The following is a 23,844-nucleotide window of genomic DNA, read 5'->3' on the forward strand; positions in this document are numbered from 1 at the left end:
GGTCACTTCACGGAGCCGTTGCCGAGCCCGTTGCGCCAGAAGCGCTGAAGGAAGAGGAAGGCGAGGATGAGCGGGACGATCGAGAGGAACGCTCCGACCAGGACGTAGGTGCGCAGCTCGGGGATCTGGTTGAGCTGCGTGTTCCAGGCGTAGAGGCCGTAGGTGACCGGGAACAGCTCCTGGCTGCGGAGCATGATCAGCGGCAGGAAGAAGTTGTTCCAGATCGACACGAACTGGAACAGGAACACCGTCACCAGGGCGGGCGCCATCAGCCGGGTCGAGACCGTGAAGAACGTCCGCACTTCGCCGGATCCGTCGAGACGGGCCGCCTCGATGAGCTCGTCGGGCACCGACGAGGCTGCGTAGATGCGGGCGAGGTAGACGCCGAACGGGCTGACGATGCTCGGCAGGAGCACCGCCCAGAAGGTGTTCGTCAGGTTGACCTGGCTGAACAGGAGGAACAGCGGCAGAGCGAGCGCGGTCGCCGGCACCAGCACGCCGCCGAGGACGATGTTGAAGAACAGCTCCCGGCCCGGGAACCGGTACTTGGCCAGCGCATAGCCCGCCATGCCGGCGAACACGGTGGCGAGGAGGGCGCCGAGGCCCGCGTACCCGAGGCTGTTGAGCAGCCAGCGGAGGTAGATGCCGTCGTTGTAGGCGATCAGGTCGCCGATGTTCGTGAACAGGTTCCAGTCCGCGAACCACAGGGCGTTCGTGGTCAGCAGCTGACCGCGGTCCTTCGTGGAGGCGATGAACAGCCACCAGATCGGCACCAGGAAGTAGAGCGTGAACACGCCCATGATGAGCGTCGCCGCAGCGCGCGACATGATGCGCTCGCGGGGGCCGCGGGTGCCGCGGGGCGAGAGGTCGTCCGCGGTCGCGCCGCGGGTACGGGTGAGGAGGCTCACTGGTCGGCCTTCCGCTGGGTGCCCTTCAAGAAGGCGAAGGAGAGGATGCAGGTGGCCAAGGCCAGCACGACGGAGAACGCCGCTGCGAGGTAGGGGTTGGGGACGGCGCTGGTCGCGTAGATCGTCATGTTCGGGGTGAAGTTCGACGACACCGCGGAGGTGAACGACCGGAACACCTGGGGCTCGGCGAGCAGCTGCAGCGTGCCGATGATCGAGAACACCGCGGTCAGGATGATCGCCGGAGCCACCATCGGGATCTTGATCGACCAGGCGATGCGGATCTGACCGGCGCCGTCGAGGCGAGCGGCTTCGTAGACCTCGCCGGGGATCGCCAGGAGCGCCGAGTAGATGATCAGCATGTTGTAGCCGACGAACACCCAGGTGACGACGTTCGCGATCGACCAGAGGACGAGCTCGGGCGAGAGGAAGTCGATCGAGCGGGTCACGTCGGTGAACGGGGAGAGGTTCGGCGAGTACAGGAAGCCCCACATGATCGCGGCGATGACGCCGGGAACGGCGTAGGGCGCGAAGAAGGCCAACCGGAAGAACCGCTTGCCCTTGAGGACGGGCGAATCGAGGAGCAGCGCGAACAGCAGGGCGAGGCCGAGCATGACCGGCACCTGCACGACACCGAACATGAGCACCCGGCCGACCGACGCCCAGAACGGCGCGTTCTGGAACACCTGGATGTACTGCGTCAGCCCGCCGAACGCCTCGGTGGGCTCACCGTAGAGACCGTCGCGCTCGACGACGAGCAGCGACTGCCAGATCGCGTAGCCGATCGGCAGCAGGTAGAACAGGGCGAACAGGATGCCGAAGGGGCCGGCGAAGATCGCGATCGCACCCTTGTGCGGCGTCCGCGCTCGTGGGGGTCGCTTCGCGCGGGGCGGCTTGCCCCCACGCGTGACGAGGACTTCAGTGGCGGTCATGCGGCCGCCTCCTCTCTGATGATGCGCACCGCGCCCGCCGGCACGGTGAGGTCGCCGGCGACGGGTGCGCCGGTCACGAGTTCGATGCCGTTCGCCCCGACCTGGACGTCGCCGCCGCCGTGGTTGACCACGAAGAGGTACGACGCCTCGTCGCCGCGGCGACGGACGATCTCGAGGTCTTCCACGTCGCCGCGGACGATCGCCGCCGGCCGCACACCGGCATCCTTCGCCAGGTCTGCGAGCAGGTTCCGGTAGTCGTCCTTCTCGGGGAGCGTCGCGAGGTACCACGCGGTGCCCGCGCCCCAGGAGTTGCGGGTGAGGGCCGGCATCCCGGCCGACGGGCCGTCGAGGAAGGTGGCGCGGGCCTCGGCGGTGGTGACGGAGGAGCGCTCCGACCACAGCCGACCGGTCGCACCCGAACTGAGCGCGAGGGCCACGGACGCCTCGACCGGCGCGAACTCCTCGACGCGGATGCCGAGCATGTCGCGGAGCGGGCCGGTGTACCCGCCGGTGAAGACGCGGTCGTTCTCGTCGACGGTGGCGCTGTAGAAGGTGACGAGGGCAGTGCCGCCGCCGTCGACCCAGGCCGACACGACATCGGCGTCGCTCTGACGCAGCAGGTGGAGTCCCGGCACGAGGAGCAGCCGGTAGCCCGAGAGGTCGGCGCCCGGGGCCACGATGTCGATCGTCAGGCCCAGGGCGTGCGCGGCGCCGTACGCGGCGTGGATCTGGTCGAGGTAGCCGAGGGCGTGGCTGGGGCGGGATTCGCCCTGCGTCGCCCACCACGACTCCCACGAGAAGACGAGCGCGACGTCGGCGACGACGCGAGAGCCCGCGACTTCGCCGATGCGGTCGACGATGCCGCCGAGCTCGACGACCTCACGCCACACGGCGGAGTCGGTGCCGGCGTGCGGGAGCATTGCCGAGTGGAACTTCTCGCTCCCCTGGACCGATGCCCGCCACTGGAAGAAGCAGACGCCGTCGGCGCCGCGGGCGACGTGCGTGAGCGAGTTGCGGATCAGTTCGCCGGCGGCCTTCGGCTTGTTGAGCGGCTGCCAGTTGACGGCGCCGGTCGAGTGCTCCATGAGGATCCACGGCGCGCCCTGCCCGAGGCCGCGGGAGAGATCTGCGGCGAACGCGAGCTCGGAGCGCGGGTCACCGAGACGGTGGTCGAGGTAGTGATCATTGGCGATGATGTCCATCTCGCCGGCCCACGACCAGTAGTCGAGGTTCTCGATGTGTGCGGTCACCATGAAGTTGGTCGTCACGGCGATGTCGCTGTGCGCCCGGATGATCTCCGCTTCGGCCCGGTAGTGATCCAGCAGCGCGTCGGAGCTGAAGCGGTGGAAGTCGAGCAGCTGACCGGGGTTGCGGCTCGACAGGGTCGCGCGCGGCGTGAGGATCTCGTCCCACTCGCCGTAGGACTGGCTCCAGAACGCGGTGCCCCAGGCGCGGTTGACGGCGTCGACGGTGCCGTAGCGGGCGCGAAGCCATTCGCGGAACCCCGCGGCGCTCTCGTCGCAGAAGCAGAGGGCGTTGTGGCATCCGAGTTCGTTGGACACGTGCCACAGCGCGACGGCGGGGTGCGAGCCGTAGCGGGCTGCGACGGCGTCGACGAGGCGGAGGGCGGCCTCGCGGTACCGCGGCGAGCTCGGGCACCAGGCCTGGCGGCCGCCCGGGTAGCGGCGGGTGCCGTCGTCGACCATGGGGAGGATCTCGGGGTGCGCACGGGTCAGCCAGGCCGGCGTCGATGACGTTCCGGTGCCGAGGTTGATGCGGATGCCGCCGGCGTGGAGGCGCTCGATGATGTCATCGAGCCGGGCGAAGTCGAACTCGCCCTGGCGGGGCTCGAGGTGCGCCCAGCCGAAGATGTTGATGGCCACGAGATCGACGCCCGCCTCGGTCATGAGGGCGATGTCTTCGTCCCACACGTCGGGCGCCCACTGTTCGGGGTTGTAATCGCACCCGAACGCGATGCCGTCATGCTCGAAGGTGCGGGCGGGGGCCGTCATGTTCTCCTCGGATCTGTGAACGTGCACAGCTCCGAGCGGTATTCCTCCGCGTTGAGGTTCTGTGAACGTGTACAGAGTACGTACCGGCGATTCCGGTGTCAATACGGCCCGGTGACAGGCATCGGCCCATTCCACCCCGGCTGTGCGCGTGCCCATACGATGGGGCGCGTGCAGACGATGAGCCGAGCAGAACCCCAGGGACGCAAGCGTCGCGCCACCGTCAAGGACGTCGCGACCGAGGCCGGCGTCTCGCGGGGAACGGTGAGCCGGGTGCTCAACGGCCAGCCGTACGTGTCGGACGAGGCGCGCGAGGCGATCCAGGCGGCCATCGCCAAGGTCGGCTTCGTCCCGAACCGGGCAGCGCGCAGCCTCGTGATGCAGAGCTCCCAGGCCATCGGCCTCATCGTGCACGAACCGCACTCGCTGTTCGTCGAGGACCCGAACATCGGCTCGATCCTCTTGGGCGCCAACGCCGCACTCTCCGAGGCCGACTATCAGCTGTCCTTCCTGATCGCGGACACCACCCGCGACATCGAACGCCTCGCCCGGTACCTCAGCGGCGGCCTCATCGACGGCGTCATCATCGTCTCGGCTCGCGTGGGCGACCCGATCACCCGTGCCGTGCAGGACCTCCAGCTCCCGGCGGCGTTCGTCGGGCATCCCCGCGACATCGGCGGCGCCGACTTCGTCGCCATCGACAACCGGGGCGCCGCGCGCGAGATCACCACCCGCCTCGCGGCCACGGGGCGATCCCGCATCGGCATGATCGCCTCGGCGCTCGACCGAGACTCCGGCTCCGATCGCCTCGCCGGCTTCGTCGACGCACTGGGCAACCGGTTCGACCCGCAGCTCGTCGAGCGGGTCCCGCTGTACTCCTACTCCGACGGCCAGGCCGGCATGAGGGCCCTCCTCGAGCGGGCTCCCGACATCGACGGCGTCTTCGCATCGAGTGACGCCGTCGCCGCCGGCGCGATGGACGTCCTCCATGCGAGCGGCCGGTCGATCCCGGGCGATGTCGGCATCGTCGGATTCGATGACAGCTCCTGGGCGCTGCGCTGCGACCCTCCCCTGTCGACCGTGCACCAGCCCGCAGGCGACCTGGGCAGGGCCGCCGCCGAGGCGGTGCTCCGGCAGCTGCGCGGCGAGGAGCCCGACACCAGCGGACGCGTGCTCGAGTGCCCCGTCGTCTGGCGCGGTTCGGCCTGACGCGTCTCCGCCGGGGCGACACGCGGCATCCGTTGACACCGCGCGCGATCCCTGCGACGCTGTGTGCACGTTCACAGGCCTCCCCCGCACTGTGCACGTGCACACACACCACGCCGCACAGCATCCGCTCGTGCGCGCGCGACCAGCCCCACAAGGAAGTAGGAGCTCGTGACCCGATCCGCCCCCCGGCGCCGACTAGCCGCCCTCGTCACCGCGACCGCGGTGGCCGCCGCCTCCCTCGCGTTCTCCCCCGCGGCGATCGCGGCTCCCCCCGTCGCCGGCGCGACGTCCGCCCCGGCTCCCGCCGCGGGCAGCGTCTCCCTCGACCTCGAGGGGACGTGGAAGTTCACGACCGGCGACGACCTCGCCTATGCCCAGCCCGGCTTCGACGATTCGTCGTGGTCGGACATCGTCGTACCCGGCGACGGGGCACCGTTCGCCGACTACGACGGGTTCGCCTGGTACCGCCTCGACTTCACGCTGCCCGCTGGCGCACAGGGCACCAACCTCGTCGCCTCGCTCGGGTTCCTCGACGACGTCGACGAGGCGTACCTCAACGGCAAGCGCATCGGCGGGTCGGGCACCCTGCCGCCCGCCGCGAGCAGCCAGTGGTTCGAGAAGCGGCTCTACCCCGTGCCCGCGGATGCCCCCGTCTTCGGCGGGGAGAACACCCTCGCCGTCCGCCTTTACGACATGAACGGCGGCGGCGGCTGGTACGAGGGTCCGGTCGGGATCTTCTCGAAGGATGCCGTCCGCGCCAACGTCTACGGCATCACCGGCGCTCGCGCGTCGAAGGCGACGACGTCCGCCGTGCAGAAGGTGCTCACCGCTCAGAAGAAGGCGCTGGCCGCGGGCGACGCGAAGGCCTACCTCGCGACGCTCGACGCGGGCTACTTCCACGACGGTCGTTCGAAGGAGCGCCGCGCCCGCGAAGTGCGCGACTGGATCGCCGAATCGCGCTCCCTGACCCTCGTCGACAGCGAGGTCGAGGTCGTCACCGGCCCGAGGGGCGAGGTCATCGTCGACACCAACCGCACGATCACCGGCACGCGGGACGGCAAGCCCTACACCTTCCAGCCCGCGTCGCAGGAGTTCCTGCGCTTCTCCACCGGCAAGGTCCGCGAGACCGGCAACGACTCGCGGTTCTTCCGCGAGACGGTCGACTCTGAGCTCGAGGGCCAGCCCCGCGAGTTCGCCACCTACCTGCCCCCGTCGTACCTGACGGAACCCGTTCGCGAATACCCGGTCGTCTACCTGCTGCATGGCATCAACGGCGGTAGCCGCGAATGGGAGCCCCGCGACATCGACGACGTCCTCGACGGCCTCTGGAAGTCGGGACTCGCCGAGTCGATCGTCATCATGCCCGACGGCGAATCGCTCTGGTACTCCGACCAGCCCGGCGACGGCACCCCGTGGCGCAGCATGTTCCTGACCGAGATGGTGCCGCTCGTCGACAAGGAGTACCGCACCATCCCGCGGCGCGACTTCCGCGCTCTCACCGGCATCTCGATGGGTGGGTTCGGCGCGTACTCGATCGGACTCTCGAACCCCGGGATGTTCTCCTCGATCGCCTCGCACATCGGGTCGCTCAGCTTCTCAGGCTCGACCGCTCCGACACCTCTCGTGCAGGCCGCGGCGATGACGCCGGCGCAGCTGAAGAAGTTCGACCTGTACTTCGACGCGTGCGAGTTCGACGAGTACCGCTTCGACGACGCCGCCCGCTCGATGGACATCCTCCTCACCGGCAAGGGCGTTCCCCACACCTGGGCCGTCTACCCCGAGGGTCGCCACAACGACGACTGCTGGATGCCGCACCTGAAGGACTCGTTCGGCATGCACTCCGACCAGTTCCGGAGCGCCGGAGTGCAGGAGGACACCCTCGCCCCGAAGCTCACCGTGCCGGACTCCCGCCGGATCGCCTACGGCTCGACGTTCGACGCCCGCGCCGGTGTGCGCGCGATCGATGCCGCCGACGGCGACCTGTCGAAGATGGTCACGATCTCGGGCACCGTCGACACCCGCCGCCTGGGCACGACACGGCTGGTGTACTCGGTGACGGATGCCGCGGGGAACACGGCTACGGCGACGCGGACGATCACGGTCGTCCCCGCGAAGATGAAGGCCGGAAAGGTGAAGATCACCGGCTCGGCCAAGGTCGGAAAGTCGGTCAAGGCGACCGTCGCCTCATGGCCGAAAGGCACGAGGTTCAGCTACCAGTGGATGAACGACGGCAAGGCGATCCGCGGTGCGACCGCGAAGAGCTACACCGTCACCCGCAGCGACCGAGGCGACCGGATCTCGGTCGCCGTCACCGGAAGACTCCCCGGCTACGTCACCGCGACGAAGACCTCCGCCCCCACGGCGGTCCGGCGGTAGTCGGGGCCGGCGGGAGGTGCCCCCACACCATCCCGCCTGCTCGGAATGCACCGAGCGAGGCCGGGGTTGCAGTCTCTGATGACTACTGCGACCCCGGCCCTTTCTGTTCTCGACCTCGTTCCCGTGCGCACCGGGCAGACCAGCGCGCAGGCGATCACGGCGTCGCTCACCGTCGCTGAGCGCGCCGATGAGCTCGGATACCGCCGCTACTGGTTCGCCGAGCACCACAACATGCCCGCCGTGGCATCGACGACGCCCCCGGTGCTGATCGCCGCAGCCGCCACCCGCACGAAGCGCATCCGCGTCGGGTCGGGCGGCGTCATGCTGCCGAACCATTCGCCCCTCGTGGTGGCAGAGCAGTTCGCCGCCCTCGAAGCGCTCGCGCCGGGCCGCATCGACCTGGGCATCGGACGCGCTCCCGGGTCGGACCCGGTCATCACGCAGATGCTCCGGCAGTCGGGCACCACCAGCGACGTCGAGCGGTTCCCGCAGCACATCCGCGACATCCGCTCGCTCGTCTCCGCCGAAGGCGCCACCCTGCGCTTCACGTCGGGGGGCACCTACGACGTGCACGCCACGCCGTCCGCGACGTCGTCGCCCGATGTGTGGCTCCTCGGGTCGAGCGACTACTCCGCGCAGCTGGCCGCCAGCATGGGCCTGCCGTACGTGTTCGCGAATCATTTCTCCGGCGAGGGTCTCGAGCGCGCGCTCGATCTCTACCGCTCGCAGTTCCAGGCATCCGAGATGCTCGCCGAGCCGCGCACCTTCCTCACCGTGAACGTGGTCGCCGCGGACACCGAAGAAGAGGCCCTTGCGGGCATGCTGCCGCAGGCGCGAATGATGGCGCGACTACGCGGCAACCGGCCGCTCGTGGCTCTCGAGACCGTCGAGGGTGCGGCTGCCGCCGAGGCCGAGGACAACCTGGCGACTCCCCTGCTCGACACGATGCGTCAGCGCTGGTTCGTCGGAACCGGGCCCGACGTCACCACGCGCCTCGGGGCGTTCGCCGCCACGCACGGTGTCGACGAGATCATGGTCTCTCCCGTCGCCGCGGCGACCGAGGCCGAACCGCTCGACGGGGCCTCATCGCGGATCCGCACCCTGGAGCTGCTCGCCGCCTGAGTCACGGGGTGCGGGGTGCGTCGGCCTGGCGGACCCCGGCCCGGCGGGCCCCGGCCCGGGGCTCACTCAATGTGCGCCCGGCGAGCCGCGCGCCCGGGCCCGGGGCTCATGTGTCGCACATGCACCCCTCCCACCCCCCGAGGCCTGCGCTCGCGCCACCCGAACGCGCGCCGGCGCGCAGCGCGCCGGGGCCCGGGGTTCATGTGTCGCACATGCACCCCTCCCACCCCCGGAGGCCTGCGTTCGCGCCACCCGAACCGGAGCCGGCTCGCACCCGAACGCGCGCCCGCTCGCACCCGAACGCGCGCCGGCGCGCACCCGAACCGGCGCCGGCTCGCACCCGACGGGGCGCCACTGCCCCATGAACGGATGCCGGCGGGCGGCGCCCTCAGGCCTGGGGCTCGCCCGAGACGAGGCCACGGAGCCAGTCGCGCGCTTCGACGAAGACCTCGTCGGAGTACCGGTCGGGATAGCGGACGATCGCGCGGTCGGCCCGGGGATACGACCCGAGGAAGAGGACGCGCGGCGAGAAGCGGCGAAGGCCCAGGAGGGCGTCGGCCATGCGCTCGTCCTCGATGTGGCCGTCGGCGTCGATGACGAACCGGTACCGACCGAGGGCGTCGCCGATGGGCCTGGATGCCAGCAGCGACAGGTTGATCCCGCGGGTCGCGAACTGTTCGAGCAGCTCGAGGAGCGCACCCGGGTGATCTTCGGGCAGCTCGACGATCAGCGAGGTCTTGTCGGCCCCGGTCGGCGTCGGCGGCGCGACGGTCCGGCTCACGAGCACGAACCGGGTCACGGCGTTCGGATTGTCGCCGATCTTCTCGGCCAGCAGGTCGAGGTCGTAGAGCTTGAGGATGCCGGGCGGCGCGATCGCGGCATCCGCGTTCACGACCCCCTCGACGATGCCCACGGCAGCCGCGACATTGCTCGCCGCGGGGATGTGGGCGTGCTCGGGGAGCTTCTCGGTGAGCCAGGTGAGGCACTGCGCATAGGCGACCGGGTGCGCCGCGATGACGGACACGTCGTCGAGGGCGACTCCCGGCTTGGCGACGAGCACGAAGTCGACCGGCACGAGGTATTCGCCGACGATGCGGAGCCCGGGCACGGTGGCGAGGGCATCTTGCGCCGTCGAGACTCCGCCGTCGACCGAGTTCTCGATCGCGATCATCGCTGCGTCCGACCGCCCGTCGACGACATCGGCGAGCGCTTCACCCACGTTGCGCACCGGGCGCCACGTCTGGTCGCGCGCCTCGGGAACCTGGGCCAGCGCGGCCTCGGTGAACGTGCCGGCGGGCCCCAAGAAGCTGTACGTGCGGCGGACGGGCGCGGCCATGGGCTCGGGTATCACGCCGTCAGCCTAGTGGCCGGGCTGATGCGAGCCGTCGGCCCGGCACCGTCAGCGACGTATCGCCGTCTCGGCCGCGTCACCCGCTCCGTCGGCCGCGACGACTCCCGCCGGCGTGACCGCCTCGGGCTGCAGTTCGATCTGTGCGACGCGACGTCGCGGCGGGATGCCGGTGACGAGCACGCCCGTCACGAGCACTGCGCCGCCGACGACCTCGGCGATCGTCGGGCGGTGCCCGAGCAGGAGCGCAGCCGATGCCATCGCGGCGACCGGCGCGAGCAGCACCCACGGCACCACCGCGGCCGACCGGTTGCGCGCGAGCAGGCCATTGAAGACCGCGTAGCCGAACAGCGTGCACAGGCCCGCGGTGTACAGCGTCGACAGCCCCGCCTGCCAGCCGAACGAGGCGAGCCCGGCGCCGATCGCCGCCGGACCGTCGACCATCATCGCCAGCCCGAGGGCGGGCAGGGGGACGACGAGCGACGACCACACGGTCAACGACAGAGATCCGAGGCGTCCGGGTCCGCTGACGACGCCGGCCCGGCGCGAGATGACGTTGCCGATCGCCCATGAGAGCGCGGCGGCGAGGGCGAGCACGACGGCGAAGGCGGGGGCGTCGCCGCCGCGACCGATCGCGACGACGGCCAGCCCGGCGACGCCGAGCGTCACGCCGACACCCTGAGCGAGGGTGGGGCGTTCACCCAGGACGCCCGCCGCGATGACGATCGTGAACACCGCCTGCGCCTGCAGGAGCAGCGCCGCGAGCCCGGGTGTCAGGCCCAGCGCCAGCGAGGTGTAGAGCAGACCGAACTGGCCGAGGCACATGAAGAGCCCGACCCCGACGATCACCCGCCACCCCGTCGCCGGTCGCGGCACCACGACGACGGCGAGCGCGACGACGGCGAAGCGGATCGCGACGAACAGCAGCGGCGGGATGCCGCTCATCCCCCAATCGATCACGACGAAGTTGACGCCCCAGAGGGTGGCGACCAGGGCAGCGAGGATCATGTCGGGGCGACTCACCCCGTCAGTCCAGCGGTTCGGACCATGAAGCACAAGCAAATATTGCTCGGCTTGATTCGGTAGCATTCCTGCATGATCGATCTGGATGCCGTCGTTTCGCTGCGCGCGATCGCCACCGAGGGCAGCGTGGCGTCCGCCGCCGCGACGCTCGGCTACACGCCGTCGGCGGTCTCCCAGCAGATCAAGCGGCTCGAGAAGGACACCGGGGTCGCGCTGTTGGAACGCGTCGGCCGCGGCGTGGTGCTCACCGAGGCGGCCAGTCGCTTCGTCGCCGCGTCGGCGCCGATCCTCGCCGACCTCGAGCGGGTGCGCGCCGACCTGCAGAGCGTCGGCGGCGACGACGAGGCGATCTCGGGCGAGCTCCGCCTCGCGGCGTTCTCGACCGCCGTCCGCGGCCTCGTGATCCCGGTGCTCACCGAGCTGAGCGCGCGACACCCCGGACTTCGCCTTCCGCTCCGCGAGAGCGAACCGTGGGAGACGGTCGCGCTCGTGGCATCCGGTCAACGCGATCTCGGCGTCACGCACCAGTGGGGCGGCATCGCCCTCTCCCTGCCCGACCACCTCGTCGCGACACCCCTGTTCACCGACATCGCCGACGTGATCCTGCCCGAGGACCACCCGCTCGCACACCGCCGCGAGCTCCACCCTGGCGAACTCGGCGACGAGCCGTGGGTCGCAACCCTCGAGGGGACGATCTGCCGGCAGTGGCTGCGGCGCCTCTTCGACGGCATCGGCGGAGCCCCGCGCATCGTCCACGAATCCATGGAGTTCGAGAACCACCTCGAGCTCGCCCGCGCGGGCGTCGGGGTGGCCCTCGTCCCGCGCCTCGGCCGGGCGCCCCTCGGGCGCGGCCTCGTCGCGATCCCGACCGCGGCGCCCGCCTCGACCCGCGACATCCTCACCGTGCACCGCCGGACGCAAGCCGACTCGGCCGCGCTCCGCGCCGTGATCGCGGCGTTGGAGGCCCGCGCGGGCGTCCTGGCGGAGTGAGCGACCGCACCCGACCTGCGCGTCGGCCGACGATCGCCGACACGGGCGTCCGCATCGACATCGCACCTGGCAGACTGAGCCCATGAGCCGCGCAGGACAGCACGCCGAAGTTTCTGATCTCATCGACATCGACGAGTTGATCGCCGCCTATTACGACCGCAAACCGGATGCCTCCGTGCCCGGCGAGCGCGTCGCGTTCGGCACCAGCGGTCACCGCGGATCGAGCCTGTCGACGAGCTTCAACGAGGATCACATCCTCGCCACCACTCAGGCGATCGTGGACTACCGCGCCGCCCAGGGCATCACCGGTCCGCTCTTCCTCGGGCGCGACACCCACGGACTGTCGCTCCCCGCCGAGCGCACGGCGGTCGAGGTGCTGGTCGCGAACGGCGTCGACGTCCGCGTCGACTCCCGCGACTCGTGGGTGCCCACGCCCGCGCTGAGCCACGCGATCCTCGCCTACAACCGCGGCCGCGATGCGGCCGACCCGGCGCGCGCCGACGGCATCGTCGTCACGCCGTCGCACAACCCGCCCCGCGACGGCGGCTTCAAGTACAACCCGCCCCACGGCGGCCCGGCTGACACCGACGCGACCGGGTGGATCGCCGACCGCGCGAACGCGCTGATCTCGGCCGGCCTCACCGACGTCAAGCGCGTGCGCCACGCCGACATCGACGTCGACGCCCTCGGCTCGTACGACTTCCGCGAGCACTACGTCGCCGACCTGGCGTCGATCATCGACGTCGAGGCGATCGCCCGTTCCGGCATCCGCATCGGCGCCGATCCGCTGGGCGGGGCGTCGGTCGAGTACTGGGCCCTGATCGGCGAGCGCTACGGTCTCGACCTGACGGTCGTGAACCCCGAGGTCGACCCGACCTGGCGCTTCATGACCCTCGACTGGGACGAGAAGATCCGGATGGATCCGTCGTCGCCGTCGGCGATGGCGGCCCTCGTCGCACGTCGCGACGAGTTCGACATCCTCACGGGCAACGACGCCGACGCCGACCGGCACGGCATCGTCACGCCTGATGCGGGCCTCATGAACCCGAACCACTTCCTGGCCGTCGCGATCGACTACCTCTACGGCCACCGGCCGCAGTGGCCCGCGGATGCCGCGATCGGCAAGACGCTCGTGTCGTCGATGATCATCGACCGCGTCGCCGCCTCGCTCGGCCGCACGCTCCTCGAGGTTCCCGTCGGGTTCAAGTGGTTCGTCCCGGGGCTCCTCGACGGGTCCGTCGCCTTCGGCGGCGAGGAGTCGGCCGGCGCGTCGTTCCTCCGCAAGGACGGCACCGTCTGGACCACCGACAAGGACGGGCTGCTCCTCTGCCTGCTGGCCGCGGAGATTCTCGCCGTCACCGGCAAGACGCCGTCGCAGCGGTACGCGGAGCTCGAGGCGGAGTTCGGTTCGTCCGCCTACGAGCGCATCGACGCCCCCGCGAGCCCCGAGCAGAAGGCCGCCCTCGCGAAGCTCTCGGGCGACGCGATCGAGGCGAGCGAGCTGGCGGGCGACCCGGTGACCGCGAAGCTGTCGCACGCCCCCGGCAACGGCGCGGCGATCGGCGGCCTCAAGGTGCAGACCGAGTTCGCGTGGTTCGCCGCGCGACCCTCGGGCACCGAAGACGTCTACAAGCTGTACGCCGAGAGCCTCAAGGGGCCCGAGCACCTCGCGCAGGTGCAGGCCGAAGCGCGCGCCGTGGTGTCGGCGGCCCTGCACGCCTGACGCCGGAGCAGGCCCGCCGTCAGGCGACGTCGCCGCGCCCCGATAGGCTGACGACCATGAGTTGGTTGGTCACCGGAGGCGCTGGATACATCGGCGCGCACATCGTTCGCGCCCTCGCCGAGGCGGGCCTCGAGCCCGTCGTCCTCGACGATCTGTCGAGCGGTCACGCGAGTTTCGTGCCCGAGGGCGTGCCGTTCGTGCAGGGGTCGATCCTCGACCAGCGGCTCGTCGCCGACACGCTGCGGGAGCACGGCGCCGACGGCGTCATCCACGTCGCCGGCTTCAAGTACGCCGGCGTCTCGGTGCAGCGCCCCCTCCACACCTACGAGCAGAACGTCGAGGGCACCCGCGTCGTCCTCGCCGCGATGGCGGATGCCGGTGTCTCGAACATCGTCTTCTCGTCGAGCGCCGCGGTGTACGGGACTCCCGACGTGCCCCTCGTGACCGAGGACCTGCCCAAGCGCCCCGCGTCGCCGTACGGCGAGTCGAAGCTCATCGGCGAATGGCTGATCGCAGCGGAGGGCGTCGCCACTGCGGCATCCGACGCGCCGCTGCGCCACACCGCGCTGCGCTACTTCAACGTCGTCGGCTCGGGAGACCCCGAGATCTACGACACGAGCCCGCACAACCTGTTCCCGATCGTCTTCGAGATGCTCCTGGCGGGCAAGACGCCCCGCATCAACGGCGACGACTACGACACCCCCGACGGCACCAACGTCCGCGACTACGTGCACGTCGCCGACATCGCCGCCGCACACGTCGTCGCCGCGCAGCGGCTGGCGGGCGGTCAGTCCGTCGAGGCCGCGTACAACCTGGGCTCCCAGAACGGCCTCTCGGTCCGGGGGATCATGGACGCCATGGCACGGGTCACGGGCATCGACTTCACTCCCGAGATCGCTCCGCGCCGCACCGGCGATCCCGACCGCATCGTCGCCACCGGTGAGCTCGCGGCGCGCGACCTCGACTGGAAGATGCGCTTCACCGTCGACGAGATGGTCCGCTCGGGCTGGGACGCTCGGCGCAGCGCCGACTGACCCCCGCCGCTCCCGCGGCCCGTCAGTCGCGGGCTGCGGTGCTGCCGCGAAGCACGAGGCGGGGCATGAGAGTGGTCCCCGGCGGGGTCTCCCCCGCGATCCGCGCGACCAGTGCGGTCACCGCCGCGACGCCCAGAGCGTCGAACTCCTGGTGGACGGTCGACAGCGGCGGGCGGAACTCCGCGGCATCCGCGATGTCGTCGAACCCGATGACGCTGACGTCGGCCGGGACGTCCCTGCCCGCGTCGGCGAGGGCTCGGAGTGCGCCCAGGGCCATCTGATCGTTCGCGGCGAAGACGGCCGTCGCGGCCTCGGGCAGATCCTGCGCGGCGCGGTACCCGGATGCCGCGGACCAGTCGCCCTGGAGCACGTCCGGAACGGCGACGCCGGCGGCATCCAGCGCCTCCCGCCAGCCGCGCTCCCGCTCGGCGGCGGCGAACGAGCCCGCCGGGCCGCGGAGATGGTGCACGGCGCGGTGACCGCCGGAGAGGAGCGCCTCGGTCGCCACGCGTGCCCCGGCCGCGTGATCGGTCTGCACGACCGTGTAACGATCGTCGGCCGGTGAATCGACCACGACGAGCGCGAGCCCGGGCGGCACCGCGACCGTGCGGGCGAGCGCGGTCGCCTCGTTCAGGACGATGGCGCCGTCGACCCCCTGCTCGTGGAGGCGGGCGAACGCATCGTGGGCGGCATCCCGCCCCGACGCGGTCACGACGGCGAGGGCGTAGCCGCCCGCTGCCGCTGCGTCGGCGATCGCCTGGAGCATGCGTGAGTTGCCCACCGTCGCGAGCGTCGAGACCACGAGCCCGATCGTGTCGGTGCGTCCCGTGCGCAGCGCGCGAGCGGCGCGGTGGGGGCGGTAGCCGAGATCGGTCATCGCCTGCTCGACCCGGGCCCGCGTGACGGGGTCGACCCGGGGGCTGTCGTTGACGACGCGGGAGACGGTCTGACCGGAGACTCCGGCTGCGGCGGCGACGTCGGCCATCGAGATCCGTCTGTCCACGCCCGCTCCCCTCGGCGACCCGACGGCCACCCCGGCCGTCACCTCCGGTGTCCCGGATGATGTTGACGATAACACAGGCGTGGGTTACCGTGTTGACGTGAACATTCCGGAGTTCGAGTCCCCCGATGCGCCCCCGACCGACGGTGCGCCCGCCCAGATGACGGATGCCGTCACCCTCGGCGCCGGCGTCGTGAAGCGCCCCACGCGCCTCGCCGACGGCCGTGAGCTGATCTACTTCGACGACCCCGGCACGAGCCTGGGCGCCGAGCGGGCGATCGACCTCCGCGAGCTCACGCCCCGTCCCGACACGGCGACGATGCGACAGGACATCCTGACCGGCGACTGGGTCTCGATCGCCGCAGCCCGCCAGAACCGCGCCTTCCTGCCGCCCGCCGAGCTCGACCCGCTCGCACCTCAGACCGCGACCAACCCGTCCGAGATCCCGTCGCTCTACGACGTCGCCGTCTTCGAGAACAAGTCGCCGTCGTTCGGTCCCGCCCTCGCCGAGGCGAGCGGCGACGCGCCCGCCGCGATCGACCCGCCCCGCGGGCTCGACGACCTCGCCCACCTCGGGCTCGGACGCACCCGCACGAGCGTCGGCCGCACCGAGGTCGTCTGCTTCTCGCCCGAGCGCACCGGATCGTTCGGCACGCAGACGGTCACCCGCGCGCGCACCGTCATCGAGGCGTGGGCCGACCGCACCGCTGCACTCTCGGCGCTGCCCGGCATCGAGCAGGTCTTCCCCTTCGAGAACCGCGGCGAGGCCATCGGCGTGACGCTGCAGCATCCGCACGGTCAGATCTACGCCTACCCCTATGTCACTCCGCGCACGACGCGCCTGCTCGACTCGATCGACCGCAGCGCACCCGACCTGTTCGCGCGGATCCTCGAGTTCGAGCAGGCCGGACCCCGCGTCCTGCTGCGCGGCGAGCACTGGACCGCGTTCGTGCCGTTCGCGGCGCGCTGGCCCGTCGAGATCCACATGCTTCCGCACCGGCACGTGCCCGACTTCGCGGCGCTCAGCCCCGAGGAGCGCGACGAACTGGCCCCGCTGTACCTGCGACTCCTCCGCGGGGTCGACGCCCTGTACGACACCCCCACGCCGTACATCGCCGCCTGGCACCAGGCGCCCGTGCACGTCGGTCGCGAGACCGTGCGCCTCAGCCTTCAGCTGACGAGCCCCCGTCGCGCCGCCGACAAGCTCAAGTTCCTCGCCGGGTCCGAGGCCGCCATGGGCGCCTGGATCGGCGACGTCCCCCCGGAGGACGCCGCCGCGCGCCTCCGCACCGCCATCGAAGGGATCACCCTGTGACCGCTGCCGCCGAGGCCCAGAGCCTCCTCACCTCCCTCACCGGCGCCGAGCCCGACGGCATCTGGTCGGCTCCCGGCCGCGTCAACCTCATCGGCGAGCACACCGACTACAACGACGGCTTCGTGTTCCCGTTCGCGACTCCGCACCGCACGGTCGTCGCCCTCGGGCTCCGCAGCGACGGTCGCATCCGCGTCACCTCGACCTTCGACCCCGAGCCGGTCGAGGTCGCGCTGACCGACCTGGCAGACCTCTTCCCCGCCCGCCGCGACGAGATCGTCGAGTGGGCGCGCTACCCGCTCGGCGTCGCATGGGCGCTGCTCACCACGACCGGAACGGATGCGGCATCCGTCTCGGGGATCGATCTCGCGTTCGCCTCCGACGTCCCCGTCGGCGCGGGACTCTCGTCATCGGCCGCGATCGAGGGCTCCACGAGCTCGGCGCTGAACGACGTGTGGGAGCTCGGCCTCGACCGGGTCGCCCTCGCCCGCGCGGGCCGTATGGCCGAGAACGAGGCCGTCGGCGCCCCGACCGGGATCATGGACCAGATGGCCTCGATGCTGGGCCAGACGGATGCCGGCACGTTCCTCGACTGCCGGAGCCTCGAGGCCCAGGTCGTCGACCTCGGCTTCGCCCGCGCCGGGCTCGAGCTGCTCGTGATGGACACGCGCGTGAGCCACGCCCACTCCACCGGCGGATACGGCGATCGCCGCTCCGCGTGCGAACGCGGCGCGGCCGCGATGGGCGTTCCCGCGCTCCGCGACGTCTCGGTCGAGGAGCTCCCGCGCGTGCAGGAGCTCGTCGACGAGGTCACCTACCGCCGCGTCCGCCACATCGTCACCGAGAACCAGCGGGTGCTCGACGCAGTCCGGACGCTCCGCGACGAGGGCCCCCGCGCGATCGGCCACCTGCTCGACGCGTCGCACGCCTCGATGCGCGACGACTTCGAGATCTCGGTGCCCGAGCTCGACCTCGCGGTCGACACCGCGCTCGCCCACGGCGCGATCGGCTCGCGCATGACCGGCGGAGGATTCGGCGGAGCCGCCATCGCGCTCGTCGACGCCGATGCCGTGGAGCGGATCGGCGCCGCCGTCACGGCCGCCTTCGCGGCGGCCGGCTACACCGCCCCGCACGTGTTCACCGTGCGCCCGTCGGAGGGTGCGCGACGCGACGCCTGACCCGCCGGGCGATGCCGCGCGTTACGACTGGGTAAAGCACCCGAGCCGAACCGTGCGGCATCCCCCGTCTCGGGGCAGTATGGGACGCATGCCTTTCCAGACCACGCCGGGCGCCGGCGCGCCCCTCCTGCAGGTGCGCGACATGGCCGTCGAGTTCCAGACGATCGATGGCCCCGTCCACGCCGTGGAGGCGGTCGACCTCGACATCGCCGCCGGTGAGACCGTCGCCATCGTCGGCGAGTCGGGCTCGGGCAAGTCGACCACCGCGATGGCCGTGATCGGCCTGCTCGCCGGCAACGGTCGCGTGTCGCGGGGCAGCATCCTGCTCGACGGTCAGGAGCTCGTCGGCGCACCCGAATCGATGCTGCGCACCGTCCGCGGCGCGAAGATCGGGCTCGTCCCCCAGGACCCGATGTCGAATCTGAACCCGACCTCGAAGATCGGCACACAGGTCGCCGAGACGCTGCTCGCGCACGGTCTGGCCACGAAGAAGGACGTCGACCGCAAGGTCGTCGAGACCCTCGCCGCCGCCGGCCTGCCGAACGCCGAAGAGCGCGCCAAGCAGTACCCGCATGAGTTCTCGGGCGGCATGCGCCAGCGCGCGCTCATCGCGATCGGCCTCGCCTGCAACCCCCGCCTGCTCATCGCCGACGAACCCACCAGCGCGCTCGACGTCACGGTGCAGAAGACGATCCTCGACCAGCTCGGACGCATGACGAGCGAACTCGGCACGTCGGTGCTGCTCATCACCCACGACCTCGGCCTCGCCGCCGAGCGCGCCTCCCGCGTCGTCGTGATGCACCGCGGCCGGATCGTCGAGCAGGGCCCGGCGCGGCAGATCCTCGAAGACCCGCAGCACGCCTACACGCAGTCCCTGGTGAAGGCCGCGCCGTCGGTCGCGATCGCGCGCCTGCGCCCCGAAGCCTTCGCATCCGCCCCCGCCGTCGTCACGGATGCCGCGGCGCCGGCTCCCGCGGCGAAAGCCGTCGACAACATCCTCGAGGTCGAGGGGCTCACCAAGATGTACCCGGTGCGCGGGCAGAAGGAGGACTTCGCCGCGGTCAAGGACGCCTCCTTCGCGATCCCCCGCGGCGAGACCGTCGCGATCGTCGGCGAATCGGGCTCGGGCAAGACGACGACGGCCCGGATGATCCTGAAGATCGTCGACCCGACGAGCGGCAGCATCCGCTTCGACGGCGCCGATGTGGCATCCCTCAAGGGCCGTCAGCTGCGCGAGTTCCGTCAGAAGGTGCAACCGATCTTCCAGGACCCGTACTCGTCGCTGAACCCGATGTTCACGATCGAGCGGATCGTGGGCGAACCCCTCGACTTCTACCGACGCGGAACGGCCAAGGATCGGAGCGCCCGGGTGCGGAAGCTCCTCGACGACGTCGCTCTGCCCGAGTCGGCCCTCCGCCGCTACCCCTCGGAGCTCTCGGGCGGCCAGCGTCAGCGCGTCGCCATCGCCCGCGCCCTCGCGCTCTCTCCCGAGCTGATCGTGTGCGACGAGCCCGTGTCGGCGCTCGACGTGCTCGTGCAGGATCAGATCCTCACCCTGCTGCGCGATCTGCAGTCGGAGTACGGCCTCAGCTACCTGTTCATCTCGCACGACCTCGCCGTCGTCCGGCTGATCAGCGACTACGTGTGCGTCATGAAGGACGGTCAGCTCGTCGAGGCGGCCTCGAGCGAAGAGATCTTCACGAACCCGCGCGACCCGTACACGAGGAACCTGCTCTCCTCGATCCCGGGCAACGAGCTCGACATCGCGGTCTGACCTGCGTGCGGGCGCCCGCCAACCCGGGGTCCGCACGTCGCGAACCCAGGCGGGCGTGCCGATCAGCGACCGCGGGTGCGGGGGTCCATGGCCTCGCGGAGGGCTTCACCGAACAGGGTGAAGCCGAGCGCGGTCACGGCGATGCAGATGCCGGGCAGGAACGCGAGCCAGGGGGCGATCGCGAGTTCCGCCTGCGCATAGGTGAGCATGCGGCCCCACTCGGCCGTCTCGGGGCGGCCGCCGCCGAGACCGAGGAACGACAGCGCGGCGGCGTCGATGACGGCGGTCGCGAGCGACAGAGTGCCCTGGACGATGACCGGACCGACCGCGTTCGGCAAGACGTGCGTCATCGTGATGCGGCCACGGCCGAGGCCGAGGGTCTGCGCCGACAGGACGTAGTCCGATGAGCGCTGCTGCAGCATAGACGCCCGCAGCAGGCGCGCGAAGATCGGCACCTGCGCGACACCGATCGCGATCATGATCGAGTTCTGGTTCTGTCCGAGGATGGCCGCGATCGAGACGGCGAGGAGCAGGCTCGGCACCGACAGCAGGATGTCGACCAGGCGCATGATGAGGTTGTCGACCCAGCCGCCGAACGTGCCCGCGAGCAGGCCCAGCAGCATCCCGCCGATGAGGCCGTAGGCCGTCGAGACGACACCGATCACGAGCGACGACTGCGCTCCCCAGATGAGCTTGGAGAGCACGTCGCCGCCGAAGCGGTCGAGCCCGAGCGGGAAGCCCGGGATCTCGCCCGGTCCGGGGATGAAGGTCGGGGTGATCTCCCGCGCGCCGGGGAGTGCGGTCTCACCGAACGGCGCGAGCAGCGGCGCGAGGATCGCGACGAGCACGAACAGGAGCACGATGACGGCGCCGACCCAGGCGGTCGGGCTGCGGCGCACGCGCTGGAAGACGTCACGCCAGAAGCCGCCCTTGGGCGCGGCCGCGGTGGTCGTCGAGACGCCGAGAGCGGTGCTGTCCTGGGCGGCGCTGCCACCGGCGGCAGGAGGGAGATTGGCGCTCATGACACCCTCACTCTCGGGTCGATCAGGCTGTACGACACGTCGACCAGCAGGTTGATGAGGGCGTAGACGATCGCGATGAAGATGATGAAGCCCTGGAGCACGGGGTAGTCGCGGGTGAAGATCGCCCCGGCGAGGAAGGAGCCGATGCCCGGGAAGGCGAAGACCGTCTCGGTGAGGATCGCCCCCGACAGGAGGAGGCCCGCCTGCAGGCCGATCGTCGTGATGACCGGCAGCATCGCGTTCCGCAGGATGAAGCGGTTGCGCAGCAGCGGCCCGGGCACGCCCTTCGCCTTGCCCGTGCGCACGTAGTCGGCGTTCTGCACTTCGAGCACGGAGGCGCGCGTGATCCGGACGATGATCGCCAGCGGAATGGTGCCGAGGGCGAGCGCGGGGAGGAGGAGATGCAGGAAGGCATCCCACGCGGCGTCGAACTCCCCGGTGATCAGCCCGTCGAGCACGTAGAAGTTCGTATAGTGGGTCGCGTCGATGCGCGGATCCTGACGCCCGTCGGACGGCAGCCAGCCGAGCTGGACGGCGAAGACGTATTTCAAGATGAACGCGAGGAAGAACACCGGGACGGTGATGCCGATGAGGCTCACGACGACGGCGCTCTGATCGGCGATCTTGCCATGCCGGCGAGCAGCCCAGTAGCCGAGCGGCACGCCCACGCCGACGGCGATGATCAGGGCGGCGAGAGAGAGCTCGATCGTCGCGGGGAAGCGGCGGAGGAACTCCTCGACCACCGGCCGCCCCGTCTGGATCGAGCTGCCGAAGTCGCCCGTGATCAGGCGTCCGAGCCAGGTGACGTACTGCTCGATGATCGGCCGGTTGAAGCCGTAGAGCTCGTTGATGCGCTCCACGGCCTCGGGGGTGGCCTTCTCCCCCAGGATGCTGGTGGCCGGACCGCCGCGGAGGGATCGGACCCACCAGAAGAGGAGGATGCTCAGGCCGAGCAGGGTGGGTATCAGCAGCAGAAGCCGGTTGCCGATGGTTCGCAGCACGGTGTCGCTTTCAAGTCGTGGCGGTGCGGGGCGAGGAAGGACCTCGCCCCGCACCGGTCAGGAGGCGGATGCCACGGAGACGTCTTACTTCGTGAGGACGATCCCGGTGAAGACCTCGTCGTTGACGGGGCTGGCCGGGTAGCTCTTGACGCGGGGGTCGAAGGCCAGGGTCGGCGCCGGGTGGGCGAGCGGAACGCCGGGGATGAACTCGGCGACCATCTCGTTGATCTCCTCGTACTGAGCCGCCTGCTGCGCGGGGTCCGCGGTGCCGCGGGCCTCGGTCAGCGCGTCGAAGATCTCCGGGTTGTCGAAGCCCCACTCTGCGGACGGCTGTCCGAAGAAGACGCCGACGAAGTTGTCGGTGTCGTTGTAGTCGCCCGTCCAGCCCAGCAGGTGGATGCCGTGGTCGGTTCCGCCGGTGATGCGGTCGAGGTACTCGCCCCACTCGTTCGATTCGGGTGTGGCGGTGACTCCGACGGCCTCGAGCTGCTTCGACAGCACGGTGAAGATCTGCTCGGGGTCCGGCATGTACGGGCGCGAGACGTTGACCGGGTAGTTGAAGGTCAGCTCGAGCGGGTTCGACTCGTCGTAGCCGGCCTCGGCGAGGAGGTCCTTGGCCTTCTCGGGGTCGTACTCGTACGTCGTGACGTCGGGGTTGTAGCCGTTGACCGAGTCGGGCATGAACTGCGTCGCCCGTTCCGTGCCCTCGGGCAGGACCTGCGAGATGAGCGCGTCCTTGTCGACCGCATAGGAGAGCGCTTCGCGCACCTTCGGGTCCTTCAGCTCCTCGACGGCCTGGTTGAAGGCGAGGTAGAGGATCGTGAAGGGCGGGCGCGAGACCATCCTGAAGCCGTCTTCTTCGAGAGCGGCCGTGTCGGCGGGGCCGACCAGGTCGTAGCCGTCGATCGAACCGGATTCGAGCGCCTGGCGGCGAGCGGTCGGGTCGTCGATCGTGCGGAAGATGATCTCGTCGATCTGGCCCTTCTCGCCCCAGTAGTCGGCGTACGACGACAGGGTGACCTGCTCGCCGACGGCCCACTCGTCGAACTTGTAGGGACCGGTGCCGGCCGGGTGGCCCTTCGCGTACTCGCTCTGGGTGGGGGCCTCTGCGGTTCCGCCGACCTCGTCGGCTCCGAACTCCTCGAGCGCCGCAGGCGACTGCATCGAGAAGGCGGGCAGCGACAGGGCGGGGATGAAGCCGGCGAACGGCTTGTTGAGGGCCACGGTGACCGTGGTCTCGCCGTCGGGCGTGCACGACTTGTAGACCGCATCGGCCGGGTCGGACGCGTAGCCCTTGAAGAGCTTGTTGTAGTAGTAGCCGACGCCCTCACTGGCGGCGAGGCCCTCCCAGTTGTACCAGCGCTCGAAGTTCGCGCAGACGGCCTCGGCGTTGAACGCGGTGCCGTCGTGGAACGTCACCTCCGGCTTGAGCTCGAAGGTGTAGCTGAGCGAGTCATCGGATGCCTCCCACGACTCGGCCAGGAGCGGCGCCGGGTCGGGGGTGCCGGGCTCGGTGCCGACGAGGCCCTCGAAGATCTGGCGGGCGACGCGGAACGTCTCGCCGTCCTGCGCGAACGCGGGGTCGAGACCCGCGGGGTCGGCCGATGCCGCGAACACGAACGTGCCGTCGACGTCGCCGGGCGCGGCGCTCTCGCCGTCGCCGCCGCGCTGGCTGCCGCACGCGCTGAGCGCGAGGGCGCCGATCACGAGTGCCGCAGCACTCGCGACCACCCGCTTCCTGTGAATGGGGAGCATTGCTGTGCACCTTCCGATAAGACTCGTCGGCGGCCGACTACGCAGTCGTTCGCCGAGGGGATGCCGCTGACGCTACCGGCAGCGATGCCGGCAAGCGGTTACATCTGCATCTCGATCGTGTTTCTTCCTCC

At 70.6% G+C, this 23,844-nt stretch carries 18 protein-coding genes; 9 read left to right on the plus strand and 9 right to left on the minus strand.

Features of this window, described 5'->3' with window-relative positions:
• Positions 1-2: 2 nt before the first annotated feature.
• Genes ACJJV7_RS02020 through ACJJV7_RS02030 form a run of 3 tightly spaced genes read right to left on the minus strand, consistent with a single transcriptional unit; the run spans position 3 to position 3,849 of the window.
• Positions 3-908: a carbohydrate ABC transporter permease gene (locus ACJJV7_RS02020; RefSeq protein WP_405371949.1), complete on the minus strand. Its 906-nt coding sequence runs from the start codon at positions 906-908 to the stop codon at positions 3-5.
• The gene (locus ACJJV7_RS02025; RefSeq protein WP_405371950.1) at positions 905-1,837 is read right to left on the minus strand and encodes a carbohydrate ABC transporter permease; all 933 of its coding nucleotides are present in this window, start codon (positions 1,835-1,837) and stop codon (positions 905-907) included. Before ACJJV7_RS02025 ends, ACJJV7_RS02020 begins: the two co-directional genes overlap by 4 nt.
• A complete protein-coding gene (locus ACJJV7_RS02030; RefSeq protein WP_405371952.1) occupies positions 1,834-3,849 on the minus strand; it encodes a beta-galactosidase in 2,016 nt (671 codons plus the stop codon). The genes ACJJV7_RS02025 and ACJJV7_RS02030 overlap by 4 nt, the downstream gene beginning before the upstream one ends.
• A gap of 177 nt (positions 3,850-4,026) precedes the next feature.
• Here ACJJV7_RS02030 and ACJJV7_RS02035 point away from each other — a divergent pair, with 177 nt between their 5' ends.
• From ACJJV7_RS02035 to ACJJV7_RS02045, 3 genes are all read left to right on the plus strand, one after another.
• Positions 4,027-5,055, plus strand: a complete 1,029-nt coding sequence (locus ACJJV7_RS02035) for a LacI family DNA-binding transcriptional regulator (RefSeq protein ID WP_405372173.1) — start codon at positions 4,027-4,029, stop codon at positions 5,053-5,055.
• A gap of 168 nt (positions 5,056-5,223) precedes the next feature.
• The gene (locus ACJJV7_RS02040) at positions 5,224-7,431 is read left to right on the plus strand and encodes an alpha/beta hydrolase-fold protein (RefSeq protein WP_405371954.1); all 2,208 of its coding nucleotides are present in this window, start codon (positions 5,224-5,226) and stop codon (positions 7,429-7,431) included.
• Positions 7,432-7,509: 78 nt separating this feature from the next.
• On the plus strand, positions 7,510-8,553 hold the full coding sequence (locus ACJJV7_RS02045; RefSeq protein ID WP_405371956.1) for an LLM class flavin-dependent oxidoreductase: 1,044 nt from the start codon (positions 7,510-7,512) through the stop codon (positions 8,551-8,553).
• 388 nt (positions 8,554-8,941) lie between these two features.
• Here the strand turns inward: ACJJV7_RS02045 and pheA are convergent, their stop codons facing one another.
• Positions 8,942-9,889: a prephenate dehydratase gene (gene pheA, locus ACJJV7_RS02050; protein WP_405372174.1), complete on the minus strand. Its 948-nt coding sequence runs from the start codon at positions 9,887-9,889 to the stop codon at positions 8,942-8,944.
• A 63-nt stretch (positions 9,890-9,952) separates the two neighbouring features.
• Entirely contained in the window at positions 9,953-10,924 is a 972-nt protein-coding gene (locus ACJJV7_RS02055) for an EamA family transporter (RefSeq protein ID WP_405371958.1), read from the minus strand.
• 72 nt (positions 10,925-10,996) lie between these two features.
• Between ACJJV7_RS02055 and ACJJV7_RS02060 the strand changes: the two genes are divergently transcribed.
• From ACJJV7_RS02060 to galE, 3 genes are all read left to right on the plus strand, one after another.
• Entirely contained in the window at positions 10,997-11,914 is a 918-nt protein-coding gene (locus ACJJV7_RS02060; RefSeq protein WP_405371960.1) for a LysR family transcriptional regulator, read from the plus strand.
• Positions 11,915-11,996: 82 nt separating this feature from the next.
• A complete protein-coding gene (pgm, locus tag ACJJV7_RS02065; protein WP_405371962.1) occupies positions 11,997-13,637 on the plus strand; it encodes a phosphoglucomutase (alpha-D-glucose-1,6-bisphosphate-dependent) in 1,641 nt (546 codons plus the stop codon).
• Positions 13,638-13,693: 56 nt separating this feature from the next.
• Positions 13,694-14,671, plus strand: a complete 978-nt coding sequence (gene galE, locus ACJJV7_RS02070; RefSeq protein WP_405371964.1) for a UDP-glucose 4-epimerase GalE — start codon at positions 13,694-13,696, stop codon at positions 14,669-14,671.
• A gap of 22 nt (positions 14,672-14,693) precedes the next feature.
• Here galE and ACJJV7_RS02075 read toward each other — a convergent pair whose 3' ends face one another.
• On the minus strand, positions 14,694-15,656 hold the full coding sequence (locus ACJJV7_RS02075; RefSeq protein WP_405372175.1) for a LacI family DNA-binding transcriptional regulator: 963 nt from the start codon (positions 15,654-15,656) through the stop codon (positions 14,694-14,696).
• A gap of 175 nt (positions 15,657-15,831) precedes the next feature.
• Between ACJJV7_RS02075 and galT the strand changes: the two genes are divergently transcribed.
• From galT to ACJJV7_RS02090, 3 genes are all read left to right on the plus strand, one after another.
• Positions 15,832-16,986, plus strand: a complete 1,155-nt coding sequence (gene galT / locus ACJJV7_RS02080; protein ID WP_405372177.1) for a galactose-1-phosphate uridylyltransferase — start codon at positions 15,832-15,834, stop codon at positions 16,984-16,986.
• Positions 16,983-18,161, plus strand: coding sequence for a galactokinase (galK, locus tag ACJJV7_RS02085; protein ID WP_405371965.1), 1,179 nt, complete (start codon positions 16,983-16,985; stop codon positions 18,159-18,161). The genes galT and galK overlap by 4 nt, the downstream gene beginning before the upstream one ends.
• A gap of 88 nt (positions 18,162-18,249) precedes the next feature.
• Positions 18,250-19,935 carry an ABC transporter ATP-binding protein gene (locus ACJJV7_RS02090; protein WP_405371966.1) on the plus strand — a complete coding sequence of 562 codons (1,686 nt, stop codon included), beginning with the start codon at positions 18,250-18,252 and terminating at the stop codon, positions 19,933-19,935.
• A gap of 62 nt (positions 19,936-19,997) precedes the next feature.
• Here ACJJV7_RS02090 and ACJJV7_RS02095 read toward each other — a convergent pair whose 3' ends face one another.
• The 3 genes from ACJJV7_RS02095 to ACJJV7_RS02105 all read right to left on the minus strand — a co-directional run bounded on the left by ACJJV7_RS02095 (position 19,998) and on the right by ACJJV7_RS02105 (position 23,713).
• The gene (locus ACJJV7_RS02095; RefSeq protein WP_405371967.1) at positions 19,998-20,957 is read right to left on the minus strand and encodes an ABC transporter permease; all 960 of its coding nucleotides are present in this window, start codon (positions 20,955-20,957) and stop codon (positions 19,998-20,000) included.
• Complete coding sequence (locus ACJJV7_RS02100) at positions 20,954-21,958, minus strand: ABC transporter permease (protein ID WP_405371968.1); 1,005 nt, start codon at positions 21,956-21,958, stop codon at positions 20,954-20,956. Before ACJJV7_RS02100 ends, ACJJV7_RS02095 begins: the two co-directional genes overlap by 4 nt.
• 84 nt (positions 21,959-22,042) lie before the next feature.
• On the minus strand, positions 22,043-23,713 hold the full coding sequence (locus ACJJV7_RS02105; protein WP_405371969.1) for an ABC transporter substrate-binding protein: 1,671 nt from the start codon (positions 23,711-23,713) through the stop codon (positions 22,043-22,045).
• Positions 23,714-23,844: the final 131 nt, after the last annotated feature.

The sequence above is a fragment of the Microbacterium sp. Ld4 genome, assembly GCF_045066555.1.
GTDB lineage: Bacteria > Actinomycetota > Actinomycetes > Actinomycetales > Microbacteriaceae > Microbacterium.